The 21,304-nt window shown below is 43.1% G+C and carries 19 protein-coding genes; 5 read left to right on the top strand and 14 right to left on the bottom strand.

From position 1 onward, the window contains the following. Positions 1 to 36: 36 nt before the first annotated feature. The 4 genes from dnaX to L4C54_RS09915 form a co-directional block, all read right to left on the bottom strand. On the bottom strand, positions 37 to 2,364 hold the full coding sequence (gene dnaX, locus L4C54_RS09930; RefSeq protein ID WP_428808049.1) for a DNA polymerase III subunit gamma/tau: 2,328 nt from the start codon (positions 2,362 to 2,364) through the stop codon (positions 37 to 39). A 55-nt stretch (positions 2,365 to 2,419) separates the two neighbouring features. Then, on the bottom strand, positions 2,420 to 2,965 hold the full coding sequence (gene apt / locus L4C54_RS09925) for an adenine phosphoribosyltransferase (protein ID WP_428802484.1): 546 nt from the start codon (positions 2,963 to 2,965) through the stop codon (positions 2,420 to 2,422). A 143-nt stretch (positions 2,966 to 3,108) separates the two neighbouring features. Then, on the bottom strand, positions 3,109 to 3,516 hold the full coding sequence (locus tag L4C54_RS09920; RefSeq protein ID WP_428808285.1) for a YbaN family protein: 408 nt from the start codon (positions 3,514 to 3,516) through the stop codon (positions 3,109 to 3,111). Between the two features lie 374 nt (positions 3,517 to 3,890). Continuing rightward, on the bottom strand, positions 3,891 to 4,994 hold the full coding sequence (locus L4C54_RS09915; protein WP_428802485.1) for a response regulator: 1,104 nt from the start codon (positions 4,992 to 4,994) through the stop codon (positions 3,891 to 3,893). 247 nt (positions 4,995 to 5,241) lie between these two features. Here L4C54_RS09915 and L4C54_RS09910 point away from each other — a divergent pair, with 247 nt between their 5' ends. Beyond that, complete coding sequence (locus L4C54_RS09910) at positions 5,242 to 6,120, top strand: LysR family transcriptional regulator (RefSeq protein ID WP_428802486.1); 879 nt, start codon at positions 5,242 to 5,244, stop codon at positions 6,118 to 6,120. Positions 6,121 to 6,264: 144 nt separating this feature from the next. Here L4C54_RS09910 and L4C54_RS09905 read toward each other — a convergent pair whose 3' ends face one another. The 3 genes from L4C54_RS09905 to fadI form a co-directional block, all read right to left on the bottom strand. Beyond that, positions 6,265 to 6,813: an NAD(P)H nitroreductase gene (locus tag L4C54_RS09905; protein WP_428808048.1), complete on the bottom strand. Its 549-nt coding sequence runs from the start codon at positions 6,811 to 6,813 to the stop codon at positions 6,265 to 6,267. Between the two features lie 122 nt (positions 6,814 to 6,935). Then, entirely contained in the window at positions 6,936 to 9,083 is a 2,148-nt protein-coding gene (gene fadJ / locus L4C54_RS09900; RefSeq protein ID WP_428808047.1) for a fatty acid oxidation complex subunit alpha FadJ, read from the bottom strand. Beyond that, positions 9,083 to 10,408 carry an acetyl-CoA C-acyltransferase FadI gene (gene fadI, locus L4C54_RS09895; protein WP_428808046.1) on the bottom strand — a complete coding sequence of 442 codons (1,326 nt, stop codon included), beginning with the start codon at positions 10,406 to 10,408 and terminating at the stop codon, positions 9,083 to 9,085. The genes fadJ and fadI overlap by 1 nt, the downstream gene beginning before the upstream one ends. A gap of 492 nt (positions 10,409 to 10,900) precedes the next feature. Between fadI and L4C54_RS09890 the strand changes: the two genes are divergently transcribed. From L4C54_RS09890 to L4C54_RS09875, 4 genes are all read left to right on the top strand, one after another. Further along, complete coding sequence (locus L4C54_RS09890) at positions 10,901 to 11,449, top strand: sigma-70 family RNA polymerase sigma factor (protein ID WP_428802539.1); 549 nt, start codon at positions 10,901 to 10,903, stop codon at positions 11,447 to 11,449. Then, complete coding sequence (locus L4C54_RS09885; RefSeq protein WP_428808045.1) at positions 11,442 to 12,167, top strand: DUF3379 domain-containing protein; 726 nt, start codon at positions 11,442 to 11,444, stop codon at positions 12,165 to 12,167. Before L4C54_RS09890 ends, L4C54_RS09885 begins: the two co-directional genes overlap by 8 nt. 260 nt (positions 12,168 to 12,427) lie before the next feature. Further along, entirely contained in the window at positions 12,428 to 13,771 is a 1,344-nt protein-coding gene (locus L4C54_RS09880) for an outer membrane protein transport protein (RefSeq protein ID WP_428808044.1), read from the top strand. 280 nt (positions 13,772 to 14,051) lie between these two features. After that, on the top strand, positions 14,052 to 15,338 hold the full coding sequence (locus tag L4C54_RS09875; RefSeq protein WP_428808284.1) for an outer membrane protein transport protein: 1,287 nt from the start codon (positions 14,052 to 14,054) through the stop codon (positions 15,336 to 15,338). 60 nt (positions 15,339 to 15,398) lie between these two features. On the opposite strand, the gene L4C54_RS09870 is transcribed toward L4C54_RS09875, so the two are convergent. The 7 genes from L4C54_RS09870 to ccmD all read right to left on the bottom strand — a co-directional run bounded on the left by L4C54_RS09870 (position 15,399) and on the right by ccmD (position 21,304). Then, entirely contained in the window at positions 15,399 to 16,112 is a 714-nt protein-coding gene (locus tag L4C54_RS09870; RefSeq protein ID WP_428808283.1) for an MlaA family lipoprotein, read from the bottom strand. Between the two features lie 246 nt (positions 16,113 to 16,358). Beyond that, a complete protein-coding gene (gene ccmI, locus L4C54_RS09865; protein WP_428808043.1) occupies positions 16,359 to 17,618 on the bottom strand; it encodes a c-type cytochrome biogenesis protein CcmI in 1,260 nt (419 codons plus the stop codon). After that, the gene (locus L4C54_RS09860) at positions 17,618 to 18,100 is read right to left on the bottom strand and encodes a cytochrome c-type biogenesis protein (protein ID WP_428802494.1); all 483 of its coding nucleotides are present in this window, start codon (positions 18,098 to 18,100) and stop codon (positions 17,618 to 17,620) included. Before L4C54_RS09860 ends, ccmI begins: the two co-directional genes overlap by 1 nt. Further along, on the bottom strand, positions 18,100 to 18,651 hold the full coding sequence (locus L4C54_RS09855) for a DsbE family thiol:disulfide interchange protein (RefSeq protein WP_428808042.1): 552 nt from the start codon (positions 18,649 to 18,651) through the stop codon (positions 18,100 to 18,102). Before L4C54_RS09855 ends, L4C54_RS09860 begins: the two co-directional genes overlap by 1 nt. Beyond that, a complete protein-coding gene (locus L4C54_RS09850; RefSeq protein WP_428802496.1) occupies positions 18,652 to 20,619 on the bottom strand; it encodes a heme lyase CcmF/NrfE family subunit in 1,968 nt (655 codons plus the stop codon). Then, the gene (gene ccmE / locus L4C54_RS09845; RefSeq protein ID WP_428808041.1) at positions 20,616 to 21,101 is read right to left on the bottom strand and encodes a cytochrome c maturation protein CcmE; all 486 of its coding nucleotides are present in this window, start codon (positions 21,099 to 21,101) and stop codon (positions 20,616 to 20,618) included. Before ccmE ends, L4C54_RS09850 begins: the two co-directional genes overlap by 4 nt. Further along, positions 21,098 to 21,304, bottom strand: coding sequence for a heme exporter protein CcmD (ccmD, locus tag L4C54_RS09840; protein ID WP_428802498.1), 207 nt, complete (start codon positions 21,302 to 21,304; stop codon positions 21,098 to 21,100). The genes ccmE and ccmD overlap by 4 nt, the downstream gene beginning before the upstream one ends.

Genomic DNA, 21,304 nt, shown 5'->3' with positions numbered 1-21,304 from the left:
TTTTCTTTGTAATTCTTTTGAAAAATAGAGACTCGTTTAAATCGGTCTAACGCTGTCTCGATCGAGATTAGCAGCAAATCGATTTTCGATGAACTGAACATTTTTGTCCGACTCTAAACTATCGAAAGCCTTCTGCAATTTAGTCTGATACAGCTTCTCACGTAACTCTAGCGGGGTTTCCCCTGTTTCACCAATCTCAACCACAAGTTGACACGGGCTATCAAGCACCTGGTTCAGAGCCTGTTGCAACTCTTGACACGCTCTGTCGGTATTAAGGTGTGCTTGAGAGCTTCTTAATGTCAAATTCACCGTATTACCGTTAAGTTGATAAAACGAGTTTAATGCGAGTTGCTCAACCAACTTGGCTGTTTCAAGCTTTTGGATCAGTGCAGACCATTCGCTTTGTTCGTTTGATTCAGCGACTAACCTATCCATCATCTCTGGTGTTTTGATATGTTCTAAAGCGGCTTTTATTTGTGATGGTGTTAGCCCATTGCTCTGTTTCTTTACGACAGGCTTTGTCGCTTTCCATTGATAGGGCTCATCACCACTCTCTTCTGGTTGAGTCCCGTTTTCTATCAATGATGCATGAGAACTTAGCGACACCGGCGCTGAACCTGAGTGTTTTTTAGCAACACGTTCAAGAACAGATTCTGATTTTGCGGATGTCGCTCTAGGCTTTTTTGGGCGAGAATCCAAGCCTTTCGGTGCATGATTGCTAGATGGAGTATGACTGCTAGGCGTAGCTTGTTGTGTCGGTCTAGTTAGCTGTTGAGGTGCAGAGTCTTGAGTAGACTTTAATCCCTGACGCTGCGAACGTAACTGGTGTCGTAAACCACTTAATGGCGAAGCCGGTTTAACTGGTTCAGCTTGTTGCCCTTCTTGAGTAAGAACTTGCTGGCTCTGATCTTGATGAGTCGTCGTTTGTGGAGCTACTGACTGCTGAACAGGCATCTGCTGATGTTGTGGTATATATGGTGCTTCTTCTGCTGGCATATCAGCATGCGGCATTGAATCATACTGATTGTATGCCGGAGGGTTCATCTCATTTTCAGCAGGTAGAGTCACTTGTGGAGCATTAGTTTGAGCCGTTACCTGTGCTTCAGGCTTCGAAACGGGCTGTGGCCTAGAAAGAGGCTGTTGTGCCACTACGTTAGAAGCCGCTTGAGGTGAAGCTGGTGCTTGAGCCTGAACTTGTACCTGAGATTGAGTTGTCACTGGAGCTACAGGAGCAACGCCCTCATTCACCTGCGTCGAAATTCTATTTGCACCCACAACTTCAGCAGGACGAAATGCCAACATACGCAGCACTATCATCTCAAGACCCATACGAGCACTCGGTGCTTGAGCTAGGTCACTGCGACCTTTTAAAATGATCTGATAGTACAGTTGGATATCTTGTGGAGATAGAGACTGACATAACAGCTCAATTTTTTCGGCGTCTGGTTGCGCTTTATCAAGTGTCGCAGGCAGTGCTTGGTACATCGCCATACGGTGCAACTGAGCTGCTAGCTGCTGAAGTAAACCATCCCATTCAACGCCATTAACCGCTAGCTGTTCAATGCACGCCATCGCAACTTTAGGTTGTTTATGGCTAATCGCTTCTAATAAATGAATCGCATGATCAGTATCTAAAGTACCCAGCATATGCGCGACAAGCGTTGTTTCGACAGTACCGTTGCCAAGCGCAATGGCTTGGTCGGTCAAACTTAGTGCATCACGCATACTGCCATCAGCCGCGTGGGAAATCATACCCAACGCTCTTGCTTCTGACGTCACGCTCTCTTGCGCTAAAATATGATCAAGTTGCTGATGAATAACATCAACGCTGATTGGCTTTAAGTGAAACTGTAGACAGCGCGACAAAATCGTCACTGGAAGCTTCTGAGGATCAGTCGTCGCTAAAATGAACTTAACGTACTCTGGCGGCTCTTCAAGCGTTTTAAGCAACGCATTGAAGCTATGACGAGACAACATGTGTACTTCATCAATCAGATAGATTTTAAAGCGACCACGCGCAGGTTTGTATTGAACGTTATCAAGCAGATCACGAGTGTCTTCTACTTTAGTGCGGGAAGCCGCATCAATTTCAAGCAGATCAACAAATCGACCTTCGTCGATCTCTTTACATGTATCACACTCACCACAAGGTGTTGCTGTAATGCCCGTCTCACAATTTAGCCCTTTTGCAAACAGACGCCCAATCGACGTTTTGCCCACACCTCGGGTTCCGCTCAATAAATAAGCGTGATGCAATCGGTTCTGTGCCAACGCATTTTCTAATGCGGTTAATACATGGGACTGGCCTACGACTTCGTTAAACTTAGTCGGACGCCATTTTCGTGCTAAAGCAAGATAACTCATCAATTCTTCCAAATAATCAACTCAGTGAAATTAGCCACTGAGTCAAACAAGCTAATTAGTGGCCTTCGAAGTCACAAATGCTGTAAACGTCTAAATCTAAGTCAGCTAAACGCTTATCTCCGCCAATTTCAGGCAGGTTAATCACAAACGCAGCATGTTCAACAACACCACCTAAACGACGAATTAATATCGTTGTCGCTTCAATTGTGCCGCCAGTTGCAAGCAGATCATCCACCATCAATACTTTATCGCCTTCAACAATGGCATCTGTGTGGATTTCTAACGTATCTGTGCCGTACTCAAGCTCATAAGATTGAGCAATGGTTGCACGTGGTAGCTTTCCTGGTTTACGTACAGGAATAAACGCCACGCCAAGCTCTAACGCTAGTGGTGCGCCGAAAAGGAAACCGCGAGCTTCAGTACCCACAATTTTGGTGAAGCCCATGTCTTTGTATTTTTCTACAAGCAGTTGGATTGTCGCTCGGTATGCCTGTGCATCTTCCATTAGGCTGGTTACGTCACGAAATAAAATGCCTTTCTTTGGGTAATCAGGGATGCTTTTGATACTAGATTTAATCAATGAAATTGTTTCGGTAGTCATAATTCAACTTACTTTGGATTGGCCAACTCGCCCAAGTCATTTTATCTCAAGGGCTTATCAGCATTAATTACAATGCAACAAATGGCGTAACCAGTTGCTATAGAAAATACAAACGCCCACTCATTGAGCAGGCATAGTTAATTTTAGTGGCTTTCGTTAGTGCCTTCAAGCGACTCTATCACAGGTAAACGGATAAACCACGCTAACAAGACAAACATGAATATCAATAGAGCGGCATTTAACCAAACATGGGGAATGACCCAAATAGAGAACGAAAAACTAAGGATAATCATGACCGCACCACGCTGCTTAACTTTCAAAGATACACCACGATGTTGGTGCCAATTAATCAGGATAGGGCCTAAGGTAGGATGCTGATGTAACCATTGATGGAACCTTGGACTGCTGCGCATAAAACACGCGCTAGCCAGTATAATAAATGGTGTGGTAGGCAGAAGAGGAACGATCACGCCAAGTAAACCTAGCAGTAAACTTAAGCCACCAACAATATTGAGGAAAATGTGTCGAATATTGATGGTGAACTCCGAAATACTTAACCTAATAGTGCTGCTTTACTATAAGAGCTAGAAACAACTCTATAAAACACGACACAGGGTAATCAACATAGGGGTTAATGGAATTAGAAAGACCAGAAGGAATCCCAAAAAGTAGAAGATATTATAAGGTTCTTTAAAGTTATTGTCTGCCATGATTTTGCTGCTCTAGTGTTGAAAGTTGACTTTATGACTCGACCTTCGCTACAAGTTAAATAGTTGCTAAATAATTGAGTCATTATTGTTGTGCGCGCACTATAGCTCATCACCACAAAGACAAATACCAACAAACGTTGGGGTTATTTGTTGGTATTTAAGCTTTCATTAAAATCATATGTCTTCACTAGATATATAAATAGGCTACCTTCCCTCTATGCATTTGCTCCCTGATAGATATCTAACGTGAAGCTACTAACGCCAAGCTTACTTAACGAAAGCTGACACGCACTATTAATAGATAAATCAGAGGTCATGAAGTTCTTATTGCAACTTTCGCCTAACTTTACTCCCCCAGAGATATGCTGAGATATATAACCGTTTGACCACTGCCCTTCTAAGCCCGCGGGCAAGATAGTCAGTGAGCCTTCAGACAGGTCAGCAATACCAAATAACGCGTTGACTGGTTTTGCACACTCAGAGCACTCTATGCCCTTCTCGATTATCGCACTCAAATCTTTTAGATCGGCATTAAAGCACTTCAGATTACGTAGATAATCATGAAATAGAGCACGAACCAAAAGCGTCGTAGCAGCGCCGTGCTCTTCACTGGACGATGCATCTACCAGATAGAAAACAAACTGCCCGTTCATTAACCATGCATAATCAAAGACCAACGGCATAACATCGGTTGATTGAAGTAGCCGGTAATTACACTTCCAAATTCCTTGAGAGGTGTCTTTATCTGGAAGCAATGCATGCAATAGATCTCGCGCCGCACTAGGGTTCTCTTGTAAGTATTCTAAATGCCAGTGTAACTCTTGCTCTTCTGGCATATCACCGCCGCCATCGACCTGAAACCACTGGGTTGAGAAATCCCGCATATCCGACATATGATCAGAACTGTCTTCCATCGTACTTTCAATGGCACTACCTAAGTGCTCAAAATTGGTCATTGGTTTTGGTAGGAAATCTTTAATACCAAATTTAAGTGCTTTAGCGACATCCGACATATCGTCGGTGGCAGAGACCACAATCAATGGTAATGAGGGATACTCTAGGCTCACCTCTTCCGCAAATTCAATACCATTTAAAATTGGCATTGCAAGATCGCAAATAATCAAATCTGGTTCATCTACTCGAAGCTTTTGCAGCCCTTCGAGTCCGTTTTCGGCTTCTACGATGTCGTACCCTTGGCTCTCAAGATACCCACTCGTGATCCGACGAAAAATAGGATCGTCATCCACGAGTAAAATAAGTTTCTTATTAGGTGCCGGGTATGCCGAATGCACCGTAGCCGTATTATGACTTTTGTACATAAGCTTTCGCCTCATATCTCCAAATAAACTAACGTCATCATTGCTATTGTTATTTTTGTTAGCTATACACATCACTCTATAAAAAGTAGCTCTGAAAGACGATTTATACAAATCTTCCACTTTTCAGCAGAGTTGCATACTATATGTACCAATATCACATTTCTCGACACTTGTTGACGTGTCTCAAACTTTAGTGATTGATTAGCGTATAGATTATCTTTACTTGCAAAATTGTGTGGCCTAAATAATGAAATTAGATGACTTAAATCTCTTTAGACTTGTTGTTGAGAATGGGAGCTACACGGCAACTTCTCGTAAAACCTTAGTGCCGGTTGCAACAATAACTAGACGGATACAGGCTTTAGAAGAGTCACTTAACCTTCGATTGCTTAATCGCCATGCGCGTAAACTTTCCTTAACAGAAGCAGGGGAACGTTTTTTCCAAGAATGTTCTCCGCTATTGCAGCGTTTAGCTTCTACAGCGGAAGAACTCACCGATGAGTGCCGAGGGGCCGCGGGAAAAATTCGTATTTCAGCGCCTTCCAATCTGACAAAACGCATGTGGATGCCGATGTTTAATGCGTTCATGAAACAGTTTCCTGATATTAATATCGAACTTGCGACAAGTAACCACGCTGACCAGCTCGAACCAACGGAATGGGACGTCATTTTTCGAGTCGGACCACAACGAGATTCGAGCCTTATTGCCCGTAAAATAAATGAAGTTGAAGATATTTTGGTCGCAAGCCCTGAATACCTAGCTTCAGTTTCTGAGCCAAAGCACGCTGAAGAACTCACCGAGCACTCTTTATTAAAAGGACACCCACTTATTCGTTGGCAGCTCTCCAATCAATCAGGGGAAACCGTTGTTAATAATGATAAAGGCCGTTTTCAGGCCAGTACGCTTAACATTGTTCGCTGTGCCTGTTCAGATGGCTTAGGAATCACGCTAATGCCAGATGTCATGCTTAAAGAGTATATTGAGAGTGGAAGCTTGGTAAGAGTGCTACAAGATTGGAGTGCTAACCCAAGAGACATTTACATGCTTTATAACCACAAAGAGCACTTACCAGAAAAAGTTCGCTTATTTATCGATTTTGTTATCGCCTTTACAATGCCGAAATAGGTTTTTCCATCTAGCGCTATCTCACAGGGCTTAATCTCATAGAGCTGAATTTCGTAGAGCTAGAAAAGAAAAGCGCGAGTGATGCCAACTAAAGCAGACTCGCGCTTTCATTTATTCTAAAATCACCAAAGAGAAGCTTTAGTGTTAGAGGTATTCTACAAACTTGGACAGCTCTCTTTCAGGTACTTTCATTGCTGTACACCCTGGGGTACCAAGATACAAGAACCCGACGATTTCATCTTCTTCTCTTGCACCTAATGACTGCTTAACGCTAGCGTCAAACATCCACTTTCCTGAGCGCCAAAAACCTTGAAAACCTTGAGCTACAGCGGCCATCTGCATCGCTTGTACCGCACAGCCTGCTGAAATCACTTGTTCGATAGCCGGGACTTTTTCATGTTCAGTAATTCGAGCAATTACAGTGATCACCATTGGTGCGCGAAATGGCGCCTTCTTGGATTTCTCAACCACTGCGTTGTCACTTCCTTCATTCAAAGCCGCTTGCTCTAAAATAGAAGAGAGCTTGTTTAACCCCTCCCCTTGGGCAATAACAAAATGCCAAGGAGTTAATGCCGCATGATCAGGGGCACGTAACCCAGCTTTGATGATATTTTCAAGTGCGTTCCCCTCTGGAGCAGGCGCCATTAACTTTGCAATTGAACGACGGTTGAGCAGTAAATCGAGAGCGTCCATTTGGAGTCCTTTCTTCTAATTCTAATATTATGTATTGATAATAACTCTCAATAATAAAAAAGGCGAACGATTAACGTTCACCTTTCATTCCAAGCAACTTATTGATACCGCTTAAATAATAATTAGCTATAAAAAGATTGATCAAGGCCTGCTCTGGTTAATAGACCATCGCATGGTGCAAAACGACTGCCATACTTTTCAGCATGGTCATTTAGCATTTCAACCACGGTTTTTACGCCAAGCTTATCAATATAGCGGAATGGACCGCCTAAGAACGGTGGGAAGCCAATACCAAAAATCGCACCAATATCGCCATCTCTCGCACTATGAATGATGCCTTCATCTAAACAGCGTACTGCTTCGTTAAGCATCAATAACGTACAACGAATCGCGATATCTTTCTCACTTAAACGCTGCTGCGGTGTTAGTTTAAGCAATTTATAAACTGACTTATCGACATCCTTTTTCTTACCCTTATAAGAGTAGAAGCCTTTCTTGCTCTTACGACCTTTACGCCCATCGTTAAGTAAGGTGTCAAATACATCTGGGCCTTTGAATCGTTCGCCTAACTCAGCAACCAAGATAGGCATGATCTTAGAGCCGACATCAATACCCACTTCATCAAGAAGAGTAATCGGGCCTACAGGGAAACCAAAATTAAGCAGTGATTTATCTAAGTGCTCAATCGGCTCACCAGATAGCAATACTTCAGCGGCTTCATTCATATAAGGTGCAAGAATACGGTTTACATAAAAACCGGCACAATCTTTAACAACGATTGGCGTTTTACCCTGCTTTTTAGCTAGCGCAACAACCGTTGAGATGGTTTCATCGCTGGTCGTTTCATGCGGAATAACTTCTACCAGTGGCATTTTTTCTACAGGGCTGAAGTAATGCAACCCAATAACATTTTGCGGACGAACGGCTTTTTCAGCGATCTTAGCAATCGGCAACGATGACGTATTTGTCGCGAAAATGGTGCTATCTTTCGAATTACTCTCTACATCGGCAACCATCTGCTGCTTTAAAGACAAATCTTCAAATACCGCTTCAATAACAACATCCATTTGCTCGAAGCGTGCAAAATCAATTCCGCCTGAAATTTTCATCATTTGAGACTGTTGCTGAGCTTTGGAAATAATTCGACGTTTGCGCTGTTTATCTAGCAGTTTGTTATTGTACTTAAGTGCATTTAACACCCCATCATTCGAGACATCTTTAATGCGTACTGGCAGTTTTGCTTTAGTGACCGTCACATGACCGATGCCCGCGCCCATCAAACCGCCGCCTAATATGGCAACGCGTTCTGTGGCTGAGGGTTCCGCGTCACTGCCATTTTCTTTTTTCATTTCTGTTGTGGCGAAGAATATAGAACGCAGAGCTTTTGATTGCTCTGTCATTACAAGTTCACCAAAACGCTTTGCTTCTAGCTCAAAGCCTTTTTTTAGACCTTTCTCTAGACCGTGACGAATGACTTCCAAAATGCTATCAGCGGCAGGATAATTACCCCGTGTTTTTTGGTGTGTCTTCTTCGCAGCTTGTTCAAATATTACCTTACGACCTAAGCCCGTCTTAGACATCAACTTCTCTTTAGTCGACGCCTTCTGAGCTTTATCTTTCGATGCTTTTTTGTTTGAAGCTTTGTCTAATAGTGACAGAGCAACATCAAATAGAATACTTTGAGGGACACAAGCATCGACAACACCAAGCTTTTTCGCTTTTTTAGCTCGAAGCTGTTTGCCCGTAAGAATCATATCTAAAGAAGGCAATAACCCAATGAGTCTTGGTAAACGCTGTGTACCACCAGATCCCGGCAATAAGCCGAGTTGCACTTCTGGAAGACCTAATCGTGTTTTATCATCATCGGTACAAACTCGGTAATCACACGCTAAGGCAAGCTCTAATCCACCACCTAAACAAGGGCCATGAATTGCGGCCACTACAGGGTATGGCAGATCAGACAAAGCTTGAAACATCTCTTGGCCTTGCTTGGCTAATGCTTCGGCTTCTTTTGCTGTTGTACAGGCAGCCAACATACGAATATCGGCACCTGCAACAAAGTTGTCAGGCTTTTCTGAGTAAAGAATCACACCTTTTAATTCATTTTGGTAGGACTCTAGCTCAACCAGTATGTCCTTCATTTCAGAAGCAAAAGCTGCTTGAAGGGTGTTCATCTTTTCGCCTGGAACATCAATAGATAACCAAGCTACCTTCTTTTCACCCGAATTGTTTTCATCCACTTTCAGGTGGAACGCTTTAGTGTCAGACATTATTCAACCTCCAAAATCATTGCCGCGCCTAATCCACCAGCCGCACAAGCCGTATTAAGTGCTAACCCACCACCACGACGTTTTAATTCACGCAACGTTTGAGTCATCATTCGAGCGCCAGTTGCAGCAAACGGGTGACCATAAGCGAGCGAGCCACCCAGTACGTTGAACTTATCCATATCTATTTCGCCAATCGCTTTGCCTCGGCCTAAATGCTCCTGTGCAAATGAATCACTGGCGAACATTTTGACATTAGAAAGCGCTTGAGCAGCAAAGGCTTCATGCATGTCAATTAAAGTCAGATCTGATAGTTCAATACCAGCGCGAGCAAGTGCTAATGGCGTTGCAAACGATGGCCCCATCAACATGTCTTTTTCAACACCAATGGCTGAGAAAGCGTAAGAACGTATATAGCCCATCACTTCAAGACCTAACTCTTTAGCTCGCCCTTCCCTCATTAACATTACAGCCGCAGCACCATCAGTTAATGGTGTACTGTTTGCCGCCGTCACTGAACCGTATTGACGGTCAAATGCAGGGCGCAGCTTGGCATAGCTTTCAAGCGTTGAATCAAGACGAATATTGTTATCTTTGTCTATCCACTTTTTGTAAGGTTCAGGAAATGCAGTCATCACCTCGCCTTGAATCTTTCCGTCTTCCCATGCTTTAGCTGCCAAGGTATGCGAACGATGCGCTAAAGCATCTTGATCGGCTCGAGAGATACTATGACTTTTGGCCATTTGTTCAGCCGTTTGGCCCATCGAAATTCCAGTTGAGTATTCAGCAACTGCAGGGGGAACCGGAACAAGGTCTTTTAGAGATAAGCTTTTAAGAATCTTTAGCTTTTGACCCACTGTTTTGGTTTTACTCAGCGCTAGTAAATTAGACGCCAATTTTTTTGAGACACCAATAGGCAGAACAGAAGAGGAATCAGCACCGCCAGCGATACCAATATCAACCGTACCAGAAACAATACTTTCAGCGACATTGACTGCCGATTGAAAGCTCGTCGCACAGGCGCGAGTAACACTGTACGCGTCAGTATGAACATTCATGCCTGTTCCCAATACAATCTCACGCGCAATATTTGGCGCTTCAGGCATTTGAACCACTTGTCCAAAAACAACTTGATCGATTAGCTCTGGCGGAACTTCACTACGAGCTATCATTTCACTGACCACCATCTTTCCAAGATCGACAGCTGGCACGTGACCAAACTCAGTACTTTGACGAGCGAACGGGGTTCTAAGACCCGCAACGATAGCAATGCGTTCACCGGAACGTGTTTGCAGAATTTGCTTATTAATATTGTTTGGCTTGCCCATTAGTTCTCCTTACATACCCCATCAAAGATTAGAGGTCAGACCTGATGCATTGTAACGAAATTGTTAACACAATCAAACGCTCGTTTGAATAAACGTGATGTAAGCAGTATAGAACTCGAAATCAAGGAATAGGAGGGGAATAAATAGAAGATGGAATAGAGGTAGGAAAGAGGAGAAAGTAAGTGGGCGAACAGAAGGTAAAGTAAGGAAAAGAGAAGAAACAGGTAAAAAAAACCACACAAAGCTGTGTGGTTGGAATGTATAAAGCAATTAACTTAACGCCAATTGTAAAAATCAGTTTCCTGATTAGGAGAAAGTAAAGTCAGCCTTCAAAAGGAAGTGTCATCTTGCTCAACACGCTAGCTCATAGAGCTAACTAGATGACAGGTTGTACTATAGCTACAATAAGGTATAAGATTTTGAGTTAGATCAATTAATCTCAAGTTTGAACTCATTGACCCCTAGATGGAGACTTAAGTGTCAATAATCGAAATGTTTGGAAAGAAAAAACCAAAACGTACGGTCAACTCTGATATGGATAAGCAACGAAAGTACGAAGCACTTGTACGCGCCTATCACCTTGACCTGTTTCGCTACGGATTTTGGCTCTGTAAAGATAAGAGCATAGCGGAAGATCTCGTCCAAGAAACCTGCTTAAGAGCATGGAAATCTTTGGATAGCTTGCAAGATGAAAAGGCAGCCAAGTCATGGCTCATCACAATATTAAGACGTGAGAACGCGAGGCGCTTTGAGCGAAAGCAATTCGATCTTGTCGATATTGATGATTACGGTAATGATGCGGTCGTCAGCGATGATTCACATCATCAGTCTGAATGGCTACAAAAGCTGATTATGAAATTGGATGTTGAATACCGAGAGCCACTCTTCTTACAAGTAGTGGGGGGATTCAGCGGTGAAGAGATCGGTTCGATACTGGATCTCAATAAAAACACGGTAATGACACGCTTATTCAGAGCTCGTAATCAATTAAAAGAGATGATGGATTCATCGCAGTCAACCAGAGGGCAGCAAAATGGATGATTTAGAATTTCGCCGCCATATTATGTCGGACCCTAAATTCAGGGATAACGACATTTTAGAAGCGATCAGCGCCAGCGAGGCAAACAGTAAGTTTTTAGATGAAGCTCTGGATCTCGACGCGCAAATTTTAAACGCGATGAAAGTGGATGCGCCAGATGGACTGGCTGATAAAATCTTATTTAATCAACCTAGCGACGACTCAAATGTTATTCGCCCTAGCTTTTCTAAACGTTCAATGGCGTTAGCTGCTTCTGTCGCGTTTGCGGTTGGTTTATTCGCAGGCCAGCTGAATTGGGGCAATGTGCTTGTTTCACCCGCTCAAGCTAGCTTGGCCAGCACGGCAATGGAGCACGTTATTAATGAAAAGGATTTTATCGATCCTTTAGATGAACGCGTTGGCTCATATCAGATTAACGTTAAAATGCAGCCTTTTAACGTTAAGTTTGATCAAGACTTCCCATACCATGTCTATTACCTAAATCATTGCGGGTTTGGTGACTCGAATGCGATGCACATGGTGTTCAAAGGTGAAAAAGGAAGAGTCACGCTATTTGTGACCAACATCTTTGAACAAGATCGTAACGAGTTTACTAAAAAAGGGATGACAGGCATCGTCGAGCCTATCAATAATTCCAGTATGGTTATTGTTGGAGAAGAAGGCGAAGATGTCGCTAAAATAGCCGAAAAGCTCGCCTCTATGGTGATCTCCACCCAATAAGCTAATTATTACCAGTCAATGGCTCCAGTTTCATATTGGGGCCATTTTTTTGCCTATTTTATAGAGTCAAAACTCTAAAAACAGTGTTTTATTCGCTTTTTCGTGTCAGTTCGCCATCATTTCGTTAATTTTACCACCAAATTTCTCAGTGGTCGGATTTCTTTGCTATATACTTGAGTCTAGGATCAGCCACCAACTGAGCATTTGCTCAAATATATCGCCCAACTAGAGGCGAATATTACAAAAAGGAAAAAGCAACTATGAACAACTCGCGTCTGTTTAAAAAATCGCTTCTAGCAGTGACCATCGCCTCAGCTTCTCTTGCCTCTGCGCAAGTAACAGCAGCAGGTTTCCAACTTAACTCTCAATCAGCAACCGGTCTTGGCCGTGCATTCGCTGGTGATGCAGTTATCGCAGATAACGCTTCAGCTATGTCTCGTAACGCCGCCGCTCTTGCGCTTTTTGATCGCACAGAACTATCTCTAGGCGTTAACGTCATCAGCTCAGAAGTTGACATTACAGGTACTAATTACACTTCACCTGTTTCAGGCGGCCCAGTAGCAATTGCCGATACAACCAATGACGCAACTTCAATTGTTCCAAACCTTTTCGTTGCAGTCCCTATTAACGATAAATTCGCGGTTGGTTTTGGTGCATACTCAAACTTCGGTACAACGAATGAGTTTGATAACAACTGGGGTTCAGAAACTGGTAATTTATACGTTGATGGTTCGAATAATCCACTGGCGGCCGTTCCTGGTGCAGATGCGTTCGGCGGTACTACTAACGTAACTTCAATGAACCTACTAATTGCTGGTTCATACCGAATTAATGATCAGTGGAGCATCGGTGCTGGCATTGACATTATTCACGGTGAAGGTGAACTAAAGCGTGATACAACGATGAATGTTGAACTAGGTGCTCCTGGTTCATCAACAGCAACAGGTCAAACATCTACTCAGAACCTAATGGATGTCGATGCATCAGGTTGGGGGGTTGGTTTCAACCTTGGTGCTGTTTATGAACTGGATGAAAACAACCGTTTCGGTTTGAGCTACCACTATAGCCCTGAAATTGAAGCAAGTGGTACTGTTTCATACGCTGGTAACGATAATATTGGCGATCTAAAAATGCCACTGCCTTCAATGGCAGAGTTCTCTGGTTACCACCGCATTGAAGACACAAAATTCGCGGTTCACTACAGCATTCAATACATCAGCTGGAGCGACTTTGATGCACTTGTAACAACTGATGGTACAAACATCAAAGATTACAAGTGGCAAGATACTTTCCATTACTCAATTGGTGGTACTTACTACATCAACCAAAACTGGGAAGCACGTATCGGCTACATGTTCGATGAAGGCGTACAGAATGAGCTAACTTCAGTATCAGTACCTGATTCAGACCGCCAATGGTTCTCAGCTGGTGCAAGTTACCACTTCAACAAAGATCAAACACTTGATCTTGGCTTTACTTACCTAGTAGGTGAAGATACTAGCGTTCAAGACACTATCAGTGCCTCAGGCCAAACTTTAACGCTTGATACAACAACAAAAGCAACAGCGATGCTATTTGGTGTTCAGTATACTCACAGATTCTAATTCAATATAATTACGATCTTTAAAGGGCTGGTTTTCCAGCCCTTTTGTTATTTCTAAGCATTAAAAATTCAAATCTTTAACAAATACCACTCCTTTCATATCACAACTGTTCGCTCAAAAAATGAAACAAGCCCATAACATCTAGACTATTTCACTAAAAATAATCCACTTAAAAGTTTTTTAGTCTTAATACTCTAAATACACTGTTTTTAATTTCTAAAGTAAAAACTCCAATAATAACATTCATCACCTGAATGGACTTAATTGAGCGAACATGACAATGAAAACAAAAACGATTTATAAAACGCTTTTATCAACAGCAGTAGCGGCAGGCCTTCTTTCTACCCCTTCTATCGCCTCTGCCGCAGGCTTTCAATTAGCTGAATACTCAGCGACAGGTTTAGGCCGTGCTTATGCGGGTGAAGCCGCGATGGCAGACAACGCAAGTGCTCAGTGGCGTAACCCGGCAATGCTGACCTACCTAACTGGTACACAGATTTCTGTGGGGGCGATTTATGTTGACCCAAATGTTGACGTAAGCGGCCAAATTAACGGCGCTCTTGATACACAGTCTGATGATTTTGCTAACAGCGCAGTTATTCCCAATTTTTATTTTTCACATCAGATTAACGAGCAGTTTGTACTTGGCGTTGCGCTTGGTACGAATTACGGAATGGAAACCGAATTAGACAACGACTTTGCTGCTAGCCATTTTGGTAATGAAGCCATGGTGAAAAGCATGGAAGCCAACCTAAACCTTGCTTATCAACTTAATAAAGAAATCAGCATCGGCGGTGGCATTCGATACGTGATGGGAGAAGGCCATTTTGGTGCAACCTCTCCAAAACAATCGGAGCCGACTTTACCTCAAGGTACAACACTAAAATACATGGAAGGTGACGACACGGCTTGGGGTTGGCAGATAGGTACTGCTTGGCAAATCAACGATGATCATCGAGTAGGTTTTGCCTACAAATCAGAAGTTGAGTTAAAACTTGAAGGCTACGCTGAAGGATTAGGCTTTGGCATTCCATCAAGCACTCGTGATAATGGTTATATGAATCTAGCGCTTCCTGCTACCGCTGAACTTGCTAGCTTCCACCAGCTAAATGAGCAACTTGCTGTGCACGCCAGCGTTAACTGGACAGACTGGAGCAGTTTTGAAAAGCTTGAAGCGCACCTAGATACCTATGGTACACACATGGTCAAGGTAGAGAACTGGGAAGACAGCTACCGTTTTGCTGTTGGTGCAACTTATCAACTCAATAAAAAAATAGCACTACGCAGTGGTATTGCTTACGACATGTCTGCCGTTGATGACAAAAACAGAACCATCACTATTCCAGAGACAGATCGTACTTGGTTAAGTGTTGGTGCAAGCTATGAAGTCAGCTCTCAGCTTAGTTTTGATGGTGGCTTAACTTACATTTTTGCTAAAGACGCAGATATTAAAGAATCTCGTGGGTATGAGTCTGATGATAGTGCACAAGCAATAGGTGGAGCATTCACAGGGACGACGTCTGGAAGTGTTTGGCTTGCAGGTATTCAAGCAAACTATACCTTCTAAAAAGAAACAAACCTTAAGAGGTGGACTAATTCAGTTCGCCTCTTTACTTCATTTTTTCATCTATTCAAAATCTTCATCTAAATAGTCATCGAGAAAATCTTCTTCTTCATCATCGTAATCATCACTCTCAATTTCAGCTCTAAAATTTTGATGTTGCAGATAGACTTCTCGAGTCAAAGAGTATGGATCTGGGGAGTTATGAAGCATAGATTCTTGCGTTACCAAGCGAGCACGTGACTCCATCCCTTCAAGCGCCCACTTTCCTAATCCTGCCCAGAAACTGACGTAAGACAGTGGTGCATATAAACCATCAACAGCATCGGTCGCCTCTCTTACAGTCCAAGGACCGTAAGCTGGCACCATCACATAAGGGCCATCTGCCACACCGTAATGCCCTACCGCATCACTAAACGCTTTGTCGCCATGGTTAGTGATCCCTGCTTCAGACGCTATGTCGATCAAACCCAATAAACCAAAAGTCGAGTTTAGCCAAAAACGATTGAAGTGATCGAGCGCCTTTTCACCGTTACCCATAACTAAGTTATTGAGCATGCTAGAGGGTTCATCAAGGTTAGATAAGAAGTTGGCTATACCGCTACGTATTGGAGAAGGGACATAATTTACGTAGGCGAGTGATGTTGGCCGAACAATATATGGGTCTAAATAATCGTAATTGATCGCCCACATTGCTCGGTTAAAGCCTTCTATGGGATCGCTAGCATGCTTATCGCTATCGTCAGGCACAGAAGCGCAACCCGTCAAAAAAGCAGACATCAGTACAAGCTTAATTATTAGCGCTCGGTTTAAATCCATTTACCCCTGCCCATCTAGTACTTTACCTATATGTTTCTGTATCTATAGACTACTTCTTCCATAAAGTAAGCATTCTATGCAGTTACTGTTATCAATTTACTGTTCTGCATCACTTTTGTCTATATAAACAAAAGGCCGATGAATGCATCGGCCTTTTATTACATCAGCTAACCATGCATCACGGCTAGTATAACAGCTGATTCATAATCAATAACGTTTATCGACAATGACAGTGGAAGGTTCGCCCATTTGTGCGACAGAGCTTTCACCGTACCAATCGCCTTCTTTGGTTGAAACATTACCATCGGTATCAAGACGAACGCGAACAATGTAACTTTCTAAGCTAGAAAGCTTACGCTCTTTCATCATGCTGTTCCCATCATCCAATACTACGGTTCTTGGAAAGCTACCCAAAGGATAACGAGCAGCAGCAACAGGCATTGGCGCACCATCTGCACTATGAATAGAGACAATGAGAGCATTGTCTTGTTGGGTTTCAACATTATCAGCGAGTGAAATAGTGATGGCCACTGAGCTACCTTGAAGAGATTGTGTTCCAGTGCCATGAGCGTCAGAAGTGCCGTCCGAAGCTGTTACACCCATTTTCTTCTGTGCACTTTCAATGCTCCGAGCAAGCATTTCGTAGCGGCTATCTTCAGGACCAATCATCTGTTGCATGATGCTCCAGTATCTTGCTGCTCCAGCGTAATCACTTTGCTCAAACGCATCAAACGCCAACAGTGAGAATACTCGCAAATCAACGTAGTCTTGTTGAACAAGATTGTTCAGCATTAGGCGCGCACGGTTTTGATCCGCTTCATCACCCGACATCATCAACGCCTGGGCAAAACCTAACTGAACATCTTGATCGCTAGTGTCTAAACGATAAGCTCGTTTCATCGCACCCATTGCTGTTTCAACATCTCGATTAGCAAGTGCAATACGACCAAGCAATAACCAACCCGTTTTATCTCTAGGTTCAGCGTGTAAACGTGTACGAAGACCCAATGTTAAATCTTCCATCTCGTCATCCGTTAACATCACCCCATTAGGGTCCATTAACTTTTTCGAGAGTTCAGGAAGGTTACTCGTGACTTCATTCCACTCTATGACTTTATCCATTGCACCAAATTTGGCGTACATTCCGTAGGACAATGCAACCGTCAGGATAATAGAAGGTACAATCATAACGAGTGGCGATATAGATGTTTCGCTACTCGCCTTAGTGTCACTTGGTACGTCATCTAACAAAGATTGTTTAAGGTCAGATATTAACTCTTGTTGATCATTTACAAGGCCTTCTTTATCTTCTTCCTCAAGCTCGGTTAATCGATCTTTATAGAATGCTTTATTTAACTCATCTCTTAACGATTGATCATTGTTTGCCTTTTGCTTTAACGCAGGAAGACAAATCAACACACAACCAAAGAGAACCAATATTACAGAAGCGACCCAAAATAATGTCATTACTGCTTATCTCCATCATTTTTTTCATCAAGCAGCGCCTTCAGACGTGCTTCTTTATCGGCATCCCAATCTTCATTTGTCGCAGTATCGACGACTTTAGGCTTTTTACTACGAAGTACAATTAAGCCAAAACCAACAATGATGACGATGAAAGGACCGCCCCATAAAATGGACGTCGCCAGAGTCAACGGTGGATTATAGGTGACAAAGTTGCCATATCGAGCAATCATGTAATCAATAATTTCTGATTTTGATTTGCCCTCTTTTGTCATCTCATACACTTTTTGACGTAAGTCTTGAGCAAGTTCGGCATTTGAATCACCGATAGTATTGTTCTGACATTTAGGGCAACGCAGAGTGTGACTAAGGTCTTTGAATTGCAGCTCTTGTTCTAGAGTATCAAACTCATGAACATCGATCGCCGCAGACGCTCCCATCGAAATGGCAAACACTGCGAAGAAAGCGATAATTAGTTTCTTCATTATTTCGCCTCCTCTAACAGTGCCGCGTACATTGGACCTAATTTTTCAGCCCAGTTACGCGAATTCACATCACCAACGTGTCGATAACGCACAACGCCATTTGCATCAATTAAGAACGTTTCAGGCGCACCATACACACCAAGATCAAGCCCTAGCATGCCATTACCATCGAACAAGCTAATAAGGTATGGATTACCAAGATTGGTCAACCAACCTACCGCTTTTTCACGGTCGTCTTTATAGTTCAGCCCAATAATTTTAACGCCTTGAGATGAAAGTTCATTTAGGTATTGGTGCTCTGCATAACAGGTTGGACACCACGTTGCCCAAACATTGAGCAGCAGTGGTTCACCTTTAAAGATGTCTTGGCTATAAAGCTTACCTGGCTGTACCAAGTCTTCTAAGCGAAACTCTGGTACTTCTTTTCCAATCAATACTGACTCAAGCTTTGTTGGATCATCACCTTGCGAGTTCCGTACCAATTGCGTTGCAAAAATAGCCGCTAGCGCCATAAACGCGATCAGAGGAACAAATAATATTTTCTTGTTCATTTATGCCTCCTTCGCTTTACTTGGCTTGTCTGATTTTCTGAAGCGGTAACGCTTGTCACTGATTGCTATCGCACCACCTAGTGACATCAATAGTGAACCAGCCCAAATCCAACGGATAAACGGTTTATGGTAAATTCGAACAGCCCAAGAAACGTTATCGTCAAGGCGCTCACCCATCGCGATATATAGGTCACGAGTTACAGACGCGTCAATAGCTGCCTCAGTCATCATAGAACGAGATGTTCGATAAAAACGCTTTTCAGCATGAAGAGTATTCACGTACTCGCCATCTCTTGTGATCACAAAGTCAGCAATGTAGCCGTCGTAGTTCGGGCCGTCTTTATCACGCAAACCTTCAAAGTAGAAATCGTAACCTTGGATTTGGTAGTGCTCACCAGGTGCTAAACGTACATCTCTTTCGATACTGTAGTTTTGGACCATCGCAATACCGATAACCGTAATTGCAAGGCCTATATGTCCACAGATCATCGCCCAATGGCTACGCGGTAATTTTGTTATGCCCTTTGAGAATGTATGACGGTGTGTCGCTCGTTCATAAAGCTCAAAGCCATGCATGATAATGATCCAGTACGCCATTACCCACCCCATAAATGCCATACCGCTATAGTGTTCAGCAAAGACATAGATAGAGAGTGCAGCAAGTGCTAATGACAACGCACCTGAGATCATCATTGGCTTAACAAGCTTAGATAGGTGATCACGCTTCCAACGGATTAGTGGACCAATACCTAATAGGAAAGAGAATGGGATCATTAGCCATGCAAACAACATGTCGAAGAATGGCGCACCGATGGATACAGACCCAAGACCCAACTGCTTATGAACCAGTGGAAGTAATGTGCCGACCATGACTACGGCTAACGCCGCCATTAATAGTATGTTGTTACCTAATAGTGCATTCTCACGTGAAACTAATTCGTAATTACCACGAACTCGGACTTTTGAACCTTTTAATGCGAAAAGTAGTAATGAACCACCGATAACACAGATTAAAAATCCTAAGATGAACATACCGCGCGCAGGATCAGATGCAAATGCGTGTACAGAAACCAATATGCCCGAACGTACTAAGAATGTACCTAGTAAACTTAACGAGAATGCTGAGATAGCTAAAAGCACAGTCCAAGCTTTGAACGTACCACGTTTTTCAGTCACCGCTAATGAGTGCATCAAAGCAGTACCGGCAAGCCAAGGCATAAATGATGCGTTTTCTACTGGATCCCAGAACCACCAACCGCCCCAGCCAAGTTCATAGTAAGCCCACCATGAACCAAGCGCGATACCTAGCGTTAGGAATAACCATGCCGCGGTTGTCCAAGGGCGAGACCAACGTGCCCAGGCTGTATCTAAACGACCTGACATCAGCGATGCAATAGCAAACGAGAACGCCACCGAGAATCCAACATAACCCATATAAAGCATAGGGGGGTGGATAATCAAACCCGGATCTTGAAGTAGCGGGTTTAAATCACGACCATCTACAGGGAAGAAAGGCAACGTGCGTAGGAATGGGTTTGAAGTAACGATGATAAACAGCAGGAAACCTACCGTGATCATACCCATTACAGCTAGAACACGCGCAACAGACTCTTGTGGCATACCGCGACTAAAGCTGGCAACAGCAACTGTCCAACCCGCTTGAATCAGTGCCCAAAGTAGCAATGAACCTTCGTGTGCACCCCATACCGCTGTTAATCGATAGTACCAAGGAAGTTGGCTATTCGAGTTAGTCGCAACGTAATTGACGGTAAAGTCATTGACATAAAATGCCCATAACAGAACGACAAACGAAACGAAGATCAGTAAAAACATTCCCCAAGACAGAGGTCTTGCAGAATTGATTAGCATAGTGTTGTTACGAGATACGCCAATGAGCGGCAGAATACTAAGTAGTACAGCCATTCCTAGCGATACAATTAAGGCAAAGTGGCCAATTTCAACGATCATTGATCACTTCCTTGCATTTGCTCATCTGTATATTGCAATGGCTCATGCGTTTTTTTCATCGCTTCAGCAATTTCTGCAGGTACATAATCTTCATCATGTTTAGCAAGAACTTCAAATGCTTCAACTGTTGTCGCATCTAGCAGTACGCCTTGAGCAACAATGCCCTGCCCTTCACGGAACAGATCAGGAAGAATTCCATCGTAAACGACAGTAACTTTAGGGCCAACATCGTGTAGATCAAAGCTAACACGAAGTGATTGAGTATCACGTGAAACAGAACCAGGTACAACCATGCCGCCAATACGAAGTCTTTGGCCTACTTCAGGCTTAGTGCCGTCAGGTTTACCATTGACCAGTTCGGTTGGGGTATAGAAAAGGTCCATATTTTGATTCAATGCATAGAGCATCAAACCAACGGTAGAGGCGATACCAATAAATATCGCAAGAACAATACCGAGCCTCTTTTTACGTCTTGGGGTCATAAAGTGTTCTCCAGATCCTTCGCTGCATCAATTCGAGCTTGACGATCGACTTTTGCTTGAACCTCTTTAAGTAGGTTCTTACCTCGTCGGATACTTGTGACTAAAATAATAAACAATGATAAAAATGTAATACCGAAAGCACTCCATACATAAGCGGCGTAGCCACCCATCTGAAAGAGCTCACTCAGTGAGTCAAAATACAT

Source organism: Vibrio lamellibrachiae, from assembly GCF_050337265.1.
GTDB lineage: Bacteria > Pseudomonadota > Gammaproteobacteria > Enterobacterales > Vibrionaceae > Vibrio > Vibrio kyushuensis.
This window is presented reverse-complemented; position numbering and strand designations above follow the sequence as displayed.